Genomic DNA, 11,814 nt, shown 5'->3' with positions numbered 1-11,814 from the left:
ATTCCGTACATCCCTCTGTAGATGCAATGCTCTTTTTTGCGCCAAAAAGGTTCAGCCATGCATGTGCGTTTAGCATGAACATGGCTGAAAACAGCTCAGCATCAGAACGTTTGGTAGACGCCTGGACAGTCGTCTCCGTTCGGTTCGAAGAAGCAATGCGATTTATATCTTCCTGCGTTCGCCTGGTCATACCAGGTTGGGGGGCAATCGCCTTCCGGCCGGAAAAACCATAATGAATACGAGGCAGGGTGATACCTGTTTCCCTTGATCGCTTTGCGGGCCAATTCAATGTCTTTTTCTCTGGCCCGTTGATAAAAGTAGCCTTTTTGGGTAGCTTCGAAACCGCCCGGATTTTGAAAAACCATTTGGTTCATATTGGTGATGTTTTTAAAATCGAGGCAATTGGCTCGGATCCGATTCACGCCCACGTTGCCGACCATGAGCATTCCCAGCTCGCCTTCACCCTCGGCCTCTGCCCTCATGAGGCGCGCCAGCAGCTTTACATCTTCTTCGTTATAAGAAATGACACCCATTTGTTCACCTCATCGTCTGTTGGGTCTAGTTGGGATATCCATTTAATCTTCTCTTCCATGCAAAAGGAATCCTTACTGTTTCATATGTATGCAGGGGAGGGCTTTATATGACATAAAAAATGCAAGGGAGGGGGCAGTCCCTTCCTTGCATTGTCTTCTTCATTATAGAGTTGTTGTACATCCGTTCTTATACGTGCAGGTAGGATGCCACTTTATCTTCCGTTAGAAGATTTCCGACGTAGAAGCCGCCAAATTCGCCGTAACGCGCACTTACTTCATCGAAACGCATTTCGTAAACCAATTTTTTGAATTGAAGGACATCATCGGAGAAAAGGGTTACTCCCCATTCATAGTCATCAAATCCAACTGACCCGGTGATAATTTGTTTGACCTTTCCTGCATATTGCCGTCCAATCATTCCATGTGAACGCATCATGGCGCGCCGCTCGTCCATCGGAAGCATATACCAGTTATCCTCGCCTTGTCGGCGCTTGTCCATCGGGTAGAAGCACACATACTTCGCCTTCGGCAGAACAGGGTATAACCGTGCCAACACGTGAGGATTTTGGTAAGGATCTTCATCTGAAGGCAGGTAGTTGCTCAATTCCACGACAGATACATATGAGTAGGCAGGAATGGTGTATTCAGCAAGTTTCGATTTATTGAATTCAGTTTCGATTTCATTCAATTCTTCCATAGTAGGACGAAGGATCATCATCATAAAATCAGCTTTTTGGCCAACAATTGTGTAAAGGGCATGGCTGCCCGCTTTTTCGGTTTCAGTTGTCTTCCATTTTTCAATCAATGATAAAAATTCAGTAATGGCAGCCTGGCGTTCGTCGCTGGACAGCATTTTCCATATTGTCCAATCAATGCTTCTGAAGTCGTGCAGGCAGTACCATCCGTCAAGCGTCTTTGCAGCTTCACTCATTCGTTTATCACTCCTATGGTATGGTTACCTTCTTTTTCCTCACTACTATACCATAGGAGCTATTGAAAAGAGCCGCGTGAGGCTCAACGACATACAATTGTTAAAATTATCAAATAATATTCTATGTTTTATATAGGACAATTCAGGTAAAGAAAAAGGAAACGAAAAGTTGGTCAATAGGTAATTTTCTGAATTAACTTAACATCGTAAATAGCCTTTTTTTCGCTGAGATGCATAGAAATTTCCGTTTAGACAGAGTATGCTAATACGTATAGAAATGAAGGAGGACTTTATAGTGAGTGATTTATTTACAGCATTGAAAGAAAAAGTGACAGGGCAAAATGTTAAAATTGTTTTCCCTGAAGGAGCGGATGCCCGCATTTTAGCAGCGGCGGGAAGATTAGCGGCTGAGAAAATTTTAACACCGATCCTAATCGGCAATATTGCTGAAATTGAAGCGAAGGCGGATGAATTGGGTGTGTCTTTGGCTTCTGCAGAGATTTATGATCCTGAGAATTTCATCATGATGGAGGAACTTGTGGCAGCTTTTGTTGAGCGACGCAAAGGCAAAGTGACTGCAGATGAAGCGCGAGTGATTCTGAAAGATGGCAATTACTTCGGAACAATGCTGGTTTATGTAAATAAAGCGGACGGGCTGGTAAGCGGTGCAATTCATTCAACAGCAGATACGGTTCGCCCGGCGCTGCAGATCATCAAAACAAAAGAAGGAGTCAGCAAAACATCAGGCGTGTTCATTATGGTACGCGGTGAAGAAAAATATGTGTTTGCCGATTGCGCAATCAACATTGCACCAGATAGCAACGATTTGGCTGAAATAGCTGTTGAAAGCGCTAAAACGGCCAATATGTTCAGTATTGAACCAAGAGTGGCAATGCTGAGTTTCTCTACAAAAGGTTCTGCTAAATCACCAGAAACAGAGAAGGTTTCGGAAGCTGTGAATTTAGTTAAGTTGCGTGACCCGCTATTGACAGTGGATGGAGAATTCCAATTTGATGCAGCTTTCGTTCCTTCTGTCGCAGCACAAAAAGCGCCGGATTCCCCTATTCAAGGAGATGCGAATGTATTTGTATTCCCTAGCTTGGAAGCGGGTAATATCGGATACAAAATTGCACAGAGATTGGGTAATTTCGAAGCGGTTGGACCGATCCTTCAGGGGTTGAACCGTCCGGTCAACGATCTATCGCGCGGCTGCAATGAAGAGGATGTCTATAAATTGGCATTGATTACAGCTGGGCAAGCGTTACAAAGATAATCCATTTCCCGCTTCAGCGCAAAATGACTAAGGCACTGAATGGTATGGAAGAGGTGGGAAGAAACATATGAACGAGGGAAATACGTTATTACGTCAGGACTCATGGCGGTTCATTGACCAGTCTACGATGGGTCCGTCTTTTTCGGCGCTCCAATCGTTTGCCATGGATGATACATTATGCCATATGGCTGGTTCGGGGGCATCTCCGGCGATTGCTCGTACGTGGGTCCATCATAATACAGTTGTTTTGGGGATACAGGATAGCAGACTTCCCTATTTGGAAAAGGGATTAGCCTTTCTGGAAGGGAAAGGCTACCATGCCATCGTCCGGAATTCAGGGGGGCTTGCTGTTGTATTGGATACCGGTGTGCTTAACATTTCCTTGATTTTCACGGAACAAGATAAGAGGATCGATATCAACCGCGGTTACGATACGATGTTTGAATTGATCAAATCTATGTTTGAAGCATACGATGCGGCCATTGAAGCGAAAGAAATTGTCGGCTCCTATTGTCCGGGTAGTTATGATTTAAGCATCGATGGCAAGAAATTTGCAGGCATTTCACAGCGGCGCATACGAAATGGGGTAGCTGTACAGATCTATCTGTGCGTCAATGGAAGCGGATCGAAGCGGGCGGAGATGATCAAGGATTTTTACCGCCTATCATTGGCGGATGAAACGACTAAATTTTCGTACCCGGCGATTGTCCCTGGCGTAATGGCTTCACTCAGTGAACTGCTTGGCGTCGAATTGTCTGTCCAGGATGTCGTTCTGCTATTGCTGAAAAATCTGCAAGAGCATAGCGGCGGCGTATACTCTTCCTCTTTGTCTGATAAAGAGGCAGGGCTGTATGAAAATTATTTGCTGAGAATGCAGGAACGCAACGATAAATTTTTATAATAAATTAAGAAAACGCCCGCTTGTTGAAAAGCGGGCGTTTTACTATTTACATAATATGTTGCTGCCAAATCTATTTTTCATATCGGATCCTGACCATCGGCAGGCATTCACTCTGCTACTTTCTCCAAATTCCCGTTTCGGTCCATTTTGAATTTGGTGGAATGCTGGGGTGTTTCCTCTTCCAGAAGGACAAGCTTACGGGCCCTATTCATAATTTTCATAATGGTTTCATAATCTTCCTGGATGGTTTCTGAGCTTTCTTCCATGGATGCAACCTTTTGCTGCAGTTCCTCCACCATATTTTTAAAGCGGAAAATTTCATTCTTGGCTTCCTTCAGCTCGCCTTTCAATCTTTCGTTTTCAGAAGCAAGGCCTTCGTTATGCAAGCTTTGTTTATTCATAGTTTGCAAAAAAGTGATTACATCATCGAGTCGGTTGAATCCTGCTGCTGGTGCATCGGCTGTTTGTTGTAGGGCTGTAGTAAATTCGGCTTCCTCACATACAGGTTCGTTGTCTTGTTCATCCAGGAATGAAAAAGCGGGGGCTTCTTCTGGTTCTCCCATGACTTCATTTAAAGAAGGGACAGGAGGGGAATATAACAATTTCTTTTTCCCGCCTTGCTCTTTTCCTAATAACCGGTGCCGTTGCTTCCGCTGCTTCTTCGCCAGTTGCAGCGCCTTCTCATAATTATGGCGGACGACTGCATTCCAGCGGAAGCCGCATGCCGCGGATGTCCTGTTGAGCTTATCGCCCACTTCCTCAAAGGCGTTCAGCTGTGTACTGCCTTCTCGCACATGGCGCAATACGGTTTCTGCCAATAATAAATCATCCTCATCTGTCCATGCATCTTGCCTAATTTTCATCTTTCTCTTCCTCTCTTTTTCCTCTATTTTCTCTGCTTCCGGATTCAGGGAATTTCTGTTAATCCTATTCTGTACGGATTGCTAAATTTTTATACATGCAACTTAAAAGGATAGTAGTTTAGCAAAAAGAGGTTCACTAGAGTCTTTAAAAAAGCGCATTTGGCCTTGCTTTGACTTTGGTTAAAAGGTGGAGTAAAATACGCTTAGTGTTTCATTGGTCAAGTGCATTCAAACAGTCAAAAGCATGCTTTATGCGATCGGCTTTTTGGATTTGCTATATATGCATATAGGGTTATGCCAGCTGCGTACAAGGCAGCGTTCATTAAATAGAGAGGGATGGTAGAATGGCTAACGAATTTAGAATTTGTGACGAATGCCAAGCAACGAATATTAAAACGCTCGTTCCTAAGCTGCAAAAATTGGATCCCGAAGCGACAATCGATATCGCTTGCCAATCCTATTGCGGCCCCGGCAGGAAGAAATCTTTTGCCTTCGTGAATAGCAGACCGGTTGCGGCTCCCACGGAGGATGAGTTGATCGAAAAAGTTCAGGCTAAGATTAAATAAAGAGAATATGTGGAATAGATAAAGAAATCACCTATATAGTAAGGAGCATAGGTGATTTTTTAGTGTTCATAAAGAACAATACCTTTGCGTTCATATAAAGTGTAGAAGCGCGTTTTTCTTTGGCATGCGAAGATATTTTCCCTTTGTCTTTGCCATCAATGGCTATATCAATGGTAAAATAGAAGAAAAGCACGCTAGTATAAAAAGAAGAGGTTACTATGGCATATTCTAATGAGAAATTAAGCGAAGAAAAAGTATTTAAAGATCCTGTGCATCGCTACATCCATGTGAAAGATAGAGTGATTTGGGATTTGATTGGAACTCGTGAATTTCAAAGATTGCGCAGAATAAAACAGTTGGGAACCACTTTCTTTACGTTCCACGGAGCAGAGCATAGCCGTTTCAATCATTCACTTGGCGTGTATGAGATTGTCCGCCGCGTCATCGATGACGTTTTTGCAGGGCGGCCTGAATGGAATGGAGAAGAAAGGCTGCTATCTCTATGCGCAGCCCTTTTGCATGATTTAGGCCACGGTCCCTATTCCCATTCGTTCGAAAAAGTATTTAACCTGGACCATGAGAACTTCACCCGCGAAATTATTTTGGGGGATACAGAAGTGCACAGAATTTTAATAAAAGTATCGGCGGATTTTCCGAAGAAAGTAGCGGAAGTAATCGCAAAGACTTATCATGACAAATTGGTGGTCAGCCTGATTTCCAGCCAGATAGACGCTGACCGTATGGATTATTTACAAAGAGACACCTATTACACAGGGGTCAGCTATGGGCATTTTGATATGGAGCGCCTGTTGCGGGTCATGAGGCCCAAAGAAGACCAGGTAGTGATCAAAAGCAGCGGCATGCACGCAGTCGAGGACTATATCATGAGCCGCTATCAAATGTACTGGCAGGTTTATTTCCACCCGGTTTCACGCAGCGCGGAAGTAATTTTAATTAAAATTCTCCATCGTGCAAAGGAATTGTACGAAAAGAAATATGCGTTCAAGCAGCAACCGCGCCATTTTTTATCGCTGTTCGAGGAACGCGTTACCGTCCGGGATTACCTGAAGCTGGATGAAAGCATAATGATGTACTATTTTCAGGAGTGGGAAAATGAAGATGACCCGATCCTGAGTGATTTATGCAGCCGTTTTGTAAACCGCCGGCTTTTCCAATACATTGAATTCCAGCCTTCGCAAAAAGGAATGACGATGCTGATTGAATTAACGGCCCTGTTTAAAAAGGCAGGCATTGATCCCAATTATTATCTTGTAGTCGATTCTTCCTCTGATCTGCCTTATGATTTTTACCGTCCGGGAGAAGAGGAAGAGCGGCTGCCAATCCATCTGCTGATGAATAACGGAGAAATAAAAGAGCTTTCCAGAGAATCGGAAATAGTCGATGCCATCAGCGGCAAGCGAAGAACGGACCATAAACTCTATTTTCCTGCTGATTTCTTAAATGACCAAACCACGAAAAAGACGATTAAGAAGCAAATCAAATCCCTGTTGGGAATGTAAAAATAGCAAGGAATAAAGCAATAAGGCATGCCGACGGGGTTGTTTGCATGCCTTTAAGGTTGCCTAATAAAGATCCGCTTATGGCTGGAGAAAAGTGGGTTATGCGAAGCATAGGAGGGAATGAACGTGTTTAATGAACATGCCAAAATCATCCATGCCGTATCGGCTGCGGGTGAAATCGCCGGACGGAAAAAGCTGCAGAAGATGATTTATATTGCGAAGAAAATTTCGTTTCCATTTAATGAGAAGTATGAGTTCCACTTTTATGGGCCTTATTCCGAGGAGCTGACATTGCGCATTGAAGAATTGTGCGACCTCGGTTATTTAACAGAGATGAAGGAAAAGAAGGGCGGATACCATCAATATTGCTATTCATTATCCGATGCCGGGCAGGAATTTTTGCAGATGTACAAAATGGACATGCCCCAGCTGGAGTGCTGCCTGCAGGATATGAACAAGCAAAATGCGCGTTTCCTTGAACTCGTGTCAACCGTTTTATTTTTTGATACATTGCCGAGAGATGAAGTGGCTGAAAAGGTATTCACACTAAAAAGCAAGCAGCATTACACTTTGGACGAGATTGACGAAGCGTATGCATATATAGATTCTCTAAAAGAAAAAGCTAAGGCCCACTGATCGGGACTTAGCTTTTTCTTTTATCTCGCATTTTTCAAGCGCCGATTTACCTGGTCGGGCCTGACCAAGCCGCTTCCGCTTTTCTTGGTCATTGGTCGCTTAGGCGTTTTCCTGCAACTGCGTAGTGGTTTTTTGTCATTTCTTCGATGAAAACAACGATGTTTTCTTTGGGTGCGCCGGCTGTTTCTGAAACCGCTTCTGTAACTTTTTCTACTAGGGCTTTCTTTTGTTCTTCTGTGCGCCCTTCAAGCATTTTCACTGTAATATAAGGCATATGTATGCACTCCTTTTCCTGTTCTGTAAGTAGTTTTTCATAAGATTTGCAGAATTGCAAGCGGCTTTTGCTTTCCGGAGAGCAAAGCCAATAAGGTATTAACGTTTTAGGGAAGAATAAGCTATACTGAATGTACGAATAAAGTGGAGTGTGATATATGGATTTGTTGAACAGTATTTTTAGGTACCCTTTGTCCGATTTGCCATATGTGATTATATCGTTGCTGATTGCTTTTACGGTGCATGAATTTGCCCATGCGTATGTCGCTTATAAATTCGGCGATTCGACTGCAAAGGACCAGGGGCGGTTAACGTTGAATCCGATTGAGCATATCGATCCAATAGGAACACTGTTTATTTTGATTGCAGGTTTTGGCTGGGCCCGCCCTGTACCAGTCAACCGCTATAATTTCAAGCGGCCCCGCTTGGCGGGAGTGCTTGTTTCGGTGGCAGGCCCTGTGAGCAACTTATTGGTTACGATTATTGCTTTTACTATTATGTATGGAATGGCAGCGTTAAATGTATGGAACGATATGCCTTTCTTCGTGTCCGATTTATTGAATGTGATTATTTCAATGAATACGATGCTGTTTGTTTTTAACCTGCTGCCGATACCTCCTCTTGATGGCTATCGGATTATTGAAGATCTTGTATCGCCCCGTATTCGGGCTAAAATGACACAGTATGAACAGTATGGGATGCTTTTATTCCTGATATTGCTGGTAACGCCTCTAGACAATTATACCATCCAGCCTATTTTCAATACCGTTATGCCATCCATCATTTATGGATTGCAAGATATATTCACCGCCATTTTTCTGCATTAAATAAAAGGAGTCTGCAATGAACAACAAGAAAAACAGAATGGAATTCACAATCATTAAGAATGAGCCGGCTTCTGGCCATAAAGGGTTCGGAATCGGTTCTATCAACCTAGAGAATATTTCCCCTATTATCATTGATGTGGAAGAAGGGCAAGCATCGATTGAAATCGGCGCGATGCATGCTCGAAGTGCTGTGGAACGCGGCATTAAATTTTTGCCGGATCGAAGTGAAGTCCCAAATGGCAAGCCATATTGGATCATATGGACAGCTGTCGAGCAAAGTGAAAAAGGCCTCCATTACGCTGGTGTTACAGCGTGCGAGATGACGGTTGACCGTTCGATTAGGAGAGGGTATAAATCGTTGCCCGAGCATGTGAATCGATTGGATAAGGCCATGAAACGGAAGATCATCCTGCAGCATATGGATGACCATTCGAAGCAAGTGCTGGGTGATTTCCTCCGTGAGCATAATCCGGATATGTGGAAAGCATCAAGCGATGAGCTGAAGCGCCAGTTAGCGGTAGAATCGTTAGATAAAAAGAGATAATGATGGAAACCGTTAAAAATATTTGTTAAATACTTGTCGTTTTGGAAAAATATGAGTAAACTTAATCTCAGCGTGCAACGCTATAGAACTAGGACAAGAAAACAGGCTGTGCCTATGGATTCATTCCGCTGGCAGCAGCCTGTTTTCGATTGTCTGGGGATTTTAATGTAAATCTAGTCTGTCCCGACCTATTTCCGATATAATTAAGTAAGGAAAGAATGGAGGGATGAGATATGAATAGTATAGCTGTTTTTTGCGGTTCAAGAGATGGGGCTTCCCCTGTGTACCGTGAGAGAGCTGCTGTTTTTGGGAAGGAATTGGCCCGCCGGGGGATCACGCTTGTCTATGGGGGATCTTCCATGGGGACAATGGGAGTGCTGGCCAATACGGTCCTTGAACATGGAGGAAAAGCAATAGGCGTCATGCCGAATATGTTGGCTGACCGTGAACTTGCCCATCATCATTTGACGGAGCTGTATATTGTGTCATCCATGCATGAGCGAAAAGCCAAGATGGCAGAATTGGCCGATGCCTTTGTCGCTATGCCTGGGGGACCAGGGACTTTGGATGAATTTTTCGAAGTGTTCACTTGGAACCAGATCGGCATCCATCATAAACCCGTGGGCATCTATAATGTAAATCACTACTATACTCCTTTGATGAGTGTATTCGACCATATGGCGAAAGAGCAATTTTTGCCGCAAGCACATAGGGATATGATCAAATGCAGTGAGGATGCATCGGTTTTGATCGACTCCATGCTCCAGGCACATAATGTATAAAGAAAGGCCATCCCTTCAAGGGAGGCCTTTTTTGCTGCCATTAGAAAAATGGGAGGATCTTTTTGTACCATGGTTTCTGCTCTTTTTGAATGGGCTGCTTTCCACTGTTATTTCGATTTTCCTTTGCTGCTGTTTTGCAATATGTTTTTGGCTCAGTGCCTTTGACAAAATAGGTTGGAATCGAATTAGGGCAGTTCTTATCGGCAAGTTTTCCGCTTTCCGGGTCGATTTTGACCGAAACCAGCTGTTTGCTGTGCGGCTTGAATGTTTTAAAGGTTGATTTAGACAAGCTTGTTTCCATAAAATCTGCCCATATATTTTTAGCATAGCTTCGTTCTACAGGGTTATCCATCATCTTAGCCTGGTCATATCCGGTCCACACACCTGTCACCAATTGTGGTGTATAGCCAATCATCCAGCTGTCAGTAGAAGTTGTCCCTGATTTTCCTGCATATTGTCTGCTTAGCCTAGGAATCAAGGTTGTGCCGGTCACAGATGCATATCCATTCAGATGGGGGTTGAAAACACCGGTCATCATCGATGTCATGACAAATGTATTTTTATAACTAAGTACTTGTTTATGGAAATCTGGAGCTTTATAGATGACTTCACCGGTAGGCAATTCCACTTTTTTGATGAAAATGGGCTCTACATTTTTCCCTCCATTGGCCAGCCGGCTGTATGCGTTCACCATCTCAATGACTTTTACCCCAGACGTGCCTAATGCGGCGGAAGGGACAGCATCAATCTTACTGTGGATGCCGAATTTTTGGGCAGTCTTCAATAATTCCTTTTCTCCGAGAAAAAGATGTGTCTTAACCGCATAAATATTGTCCGACAATGCCAGTGCCTGTGATAAGGTGATTTCTTTATCGGCATATTGCGAATTATAATTATGCGGGGAATAAGAGGCCCGTCCATCATCGAACGAAAATGTTGTGCTTTCGCTTTTCAGCATGGTGGCAGGAGTGAAGCCATTCTCCAATGCAGCGTAATATAGGAGGGGTTTCATGGTGGAGCCGGGCTGCCGGATTGCTTGAATGGCACGGTTAAAGGGGCTGGCCTGATAATCCTTCCCGCCGATCAGCGCCTTCACTTCACCGCTTTTAGGATTCATGGCTACCAGGGCGCCCTGCAGATCGCTGCTGTTATCGAATGTTTGTTTAAAGGCCTCCTCGGCTGCATCCTGCTGTTTAATGTTCAATGATGTATAGACCCTTAAACCGCCCAATGCAATTGTTTTTTCATCCAGGTGCAGCTGGGATTTCAATGCCTGTTTAACGGCACTGATATAGTAGGGTGCCATTGCCTCGCGATGATCGTATTTCCCATGGAAGGCCAAGTTCTGTTTCCGGGCTGCCTGAATATCTGAGTCGTTTATATAACCCGCTTTTTTCATCGACAATAAGACGATTCGCTGCCGCTTTAGAGCGTGGTCGGGCGATAGGATGGGCGAATAATAAGAGGGCCCTTTCGGAATTCCGGCAAGCATGGAAGCTTCATTCAGTGTCAGGGACTTAGCTGGCTTTCCGTAATAATAACGGCTCGCAGCCTCGACTCCATAGGCGCCATGCCCGAAATAAACCGTATTCAAGTAGCCTTCCAAGATTTCATTTTTACTGTAGTTCATCTCTATCCGCATGGTATAGAAGGCTTCACTCATCTTGCGGTGCCAAGATTTTTGGTGTGTGAGAAATAAGTTGCGAGCATATTGCTGTGTGATTGTACTGGCTCCCTGTACCTTGCCGAGAGCCTTGACATCTGCAACTAGGGCTCCGGCAATCCTCTTGTAATCAAAGCCATGATGCTTGTAGAAGCTTTTGTCCTCCACGGATAATATGGCCTGCACCATGGTAGGGGAAATATCGTCGAGGTTCACCCAATATCGTTTTTGGCCATTATCGTATTCCCCTATGACTTTCCCGTTATCACTGTAGAAGATTGTCGATTGTGGAACGGCCAACGGAGGCGGGCCCAGTATTTTTGCATAGATGAGCAGAAATAAATAGATTGCGAGTAAGGACCCACCGCATAAGAGAAGGATGAAAGTCATTACTCTGGCTAATTTAGCTGTTTTCCGGCGTGAAGTTCTGGTTGTTGCTTCCACGAAAACCATCCTTTCCATCAAATGTTCTGTTTGTTTCAGTTTCCCGGTCAGAACAGGA

Annotated in this window: 13 protein-coding genes; 8 read left to right on the top strand and 5 right to left on the bottom strand. The window is 44.0% G+C overall.

The genetic code is table 11. The annotated features are described in order from the left end of the window. Positions 1–101 precede the first annotated feature (101 nt). Positions 102–533, bottom strand: coding sequence for a cell wall hydrolase (locus tag ABC357_RS19500; protein WP_412889264.1), 432 nt, complete (start codon positions 531–533; stop codon positions 102–104). Positions 534–720: 187 nt separating this feature from the next. Further along, on the bottom strand, positions 721–1,464 hold the full coding sequence (gene hemQ, locus ABC357_RS19495; protein WP_412889263.1) for a hydrogen peroxide-dependent heme synthase: 744 nt from the start codon (positions 1,462–1,464) through the stop codon (positions 721–723). Between the two features lie 295 nt (positions 1,465–1,759). Here hemQ and pta point away from each other — a divergent pair, with 295 nt between their 5' ends. After that, positions 1,760–2,737 carry a phosphate acetyltransferase gene (gene pta / locus ABC357_RS19490; protein ID WP_412889262.1) on the top strand — a complete coding sequence of 326 codons (978 nt, stop codon included), beginning with the start codon at positions 1,760–1,762 and terminating at the stop codon, positions 2,735–2,737. A 67-nt stretch (positions 2,738–2,804) separates the two neighbouring features. Next, positions 2,805–3,638, top strand: coding sequence for an octanoyl-[GcvH]:protein N-octanoyltransferase (gene lipL / locus ABC357_RS19485; protein WP_412889261.1), 834 nt, complete (start codon positions 2,805–2,807; stop codon positions 3,636–3,638). 107 nt (positions 3,639–3,745) lie between these two features. Here lipL and ABC357_RS19480 read toward each other — a convergent pair whose 3' ends face one another. Then, the gene (locus ABC357_RS19480) at positions 3,746–4,501 is read right to left on the bottom strand and encodes an RsfA family transcriptional regulator (protein WP_412889260.1); all 756 of its coding nucleotides are present in this window, start codon (positions 4,499–4,501) and stop codon (positions 3,746–3,748) included. A gap of 344 nt (positions 4,502–4,845) precedes the next feature. Between ABC357_RS19480 and ABC357_RS19475 the strand changes: the two genes are divergently transcribed. From ABC357_RS19475 to ABC357_RS19465, 3 genes are all read left to right on the top strand, one after another. Continuing rightward, positions 4,846–5,067 carry a YuzB family protein gene (locus ABC357_RS19475; RefSeq protein WP_412889259.1) on the top strand — a complete coding sequence of 74 codons (222 nt, stop codon included), beginning with the start codon at positions 4,846–4,848 and terminating at the stop codon, positions 5,065–5,067. Positions 5,068–5,285: 218 nt separating this feature from the next. Beyond that, the gene (locus ABC357_RS19470; protein WP_412889258.1) at positions 5,286–6,587 is read left to right on the top strand and encodes an HD domain-containing protein; all 1,302 of its coding nucleotides are present in this window, start codon (positions 5,286–5,288) and stop codon (positions 6,585–6,587) included. 126 nt (positions 6,588–6,713) lie between these two features. Beyond that, the gene (locus ABC357_RS19465) at positions 6,714–7,223 is read left to right on the top strand and encodes a YwgA family protein (protein ID WP_412889257.1); all 510 of its coding nucleotides are present in this window, start codon (positions 6,714–6,716) and stop codon (positions 7,221–7,223) included. Positions 7,224–7,311: 88 nt separating this feature from the next. Here ABC357_RS19465 and ABC357_RS19460 read toward each other — a convergent pair whose 3' ends face one another. After that, positions 7,312–7,497, bottom strand: a complete 186-nt coding sequence (locus tag ABC357_RS19460) for a 2-hydroxymuconate tautomerase (RefSeq protein WP_412889256.1) — start codon at positions 7,495–7,497, stop codon at positions 7,312–7,314. Positions 7,498–7,663: 166 nt separating this feature from the next. Between ABC357_RS19460 and ABC357_RS19455 the strand changes: the two genes are divergently transcribed. From ABC357_RS19455 to ABC357_RS19445, 3 genes are all read left to right on the top strand, one after another. Continuing rightward, positions 7,664–8,323, top strand: coding sequence for a site-2 protease family protein (locus ABC357_RS19455; protein ID WP_412890079.1), 660 nt, complete (start codon positions 7,664–7,666; stop codon positions 8,321–8,323). Between the two features lie 16 nt (positions 8,324–8,339). Continuing rightward, positions 8,340–8,867, top strand: coding sequence for a YwhD family protein (locus ABC357_RS19450; protein WP_412889255.1), 528 nt, complete (start codon positions 8,340–8,342; stop codon positions 8,865–8,867). 233 nt (positions 8,868–9,100) lie between these two features. Then, positions 9,101–9,649, top strand: coding sequence for an LOG family protein (locus tag ABC357_RS19445; protein WP_412889254.1), 549 nt, complete (start codon positions 9,101–9,103; stop codon positions 9,647–9,649). Positions 9,650–9,689: 40 nt separating this feature from the next. Here ABC357_RS19445 and ABC357_RS19440 read toward each other — a convergent pair whose 3' ends face one another. Then, the gene (locus ABC357_RS19440; protein WP_412890078.1) at positions 9,690–11,765 is read right to left on the bottom strand and encodes a transglycosylase domain-containing protein; all 2,076 of its coding nucleotides are present in this window, start codon (positions 11,763–11,765) and stop codon (positions 9,690–9,692) included. Between the last annotated feature and the right edge of the window lie 49 nt (positions 11,766–11,814).

Origin of the sequence: Bacillus kalamii (assembly GCF_047238185.1) — a bacterium.
GTDB lineage: Bacteria > Bacillota > Bacilli > Bacillales > DSM-1321 > Bacillus_AD.
Note: the sequence above shows the minus strand (reverse complement) of the source record. Positions and strands in the feature narration are given on the sequence as shown.

Bases quoted from the DNA above. Each gene is read 5' to 3' on its own strand.
- ABC357_RS19500 (WP_412889264.1), bottom strand. From the start codon at position 533: ATGGGTGTCATTTCTTATAACGAAGAAGATGTAAAGCTGCTGGCGCGC.
- hemQ (WP_412889263.1), bottom strand. From the start codon at position 1,464: ATGAGTGAAGCTGCAAAGACGCTTGACGGATGGTACTGCCTGCACGAC.
- lipL (WP_412889261.1), top strand. From the start codon at position 2,805: ATGAACGAGGGAAATACGTTATTACGTCAGGACTCATGGCGGTTCATT.
- ABC357_RS19480 (WP_412889260.1), bottom strand. From the start codon at position 4,501: ATGAAAATTAGGCAAGATGCATGGACAGATGAGGATGATTTATTATTG.
- ABC357_RS19475 (WP_412889259.1), top strand. From the start codon at position 4,846: ATGGCTAACGAATTTAGAATTTGTGACGAATGCCAAGCAACGAATATT.
- ABC357_RS19470 (WP_412889258.1), top strand. From the start codon at position 5,286: ATGGCATATTCTAATGAGAAATTAAGCGAAGAAAAAGTATTTAAAGAT.
- ABC357_RS19460 (WP_412889256.1), bottom strand. From the start codon at position 7,497: ATGCCTTATATTACAGTGAAAATGCTTGAAGGGCGCACAGAAGAACAA.
- ABC357_RS19450 (WP_412889255.1), top strand. From the start codon at position 8,340: ATGAACAACAAGAAAAACAGAATGGAATTCACAATCATTAAGAATGAG.
- ABC357_RS19445 (WP_412889254.1), top strand. From the start codon at position 9,101: ATGAATAGTATAGCTGTTTTTTGCGGTTCAAGAGATGGGGCTTCCCCT.
- ABC357_RS19440 (WP_412890078.1), bottom strand. From the start codon at position 11,765: ATGGTTTTCGTGGAAGCAACAACCAGAACTTCACGCCGGAAAACAGCT.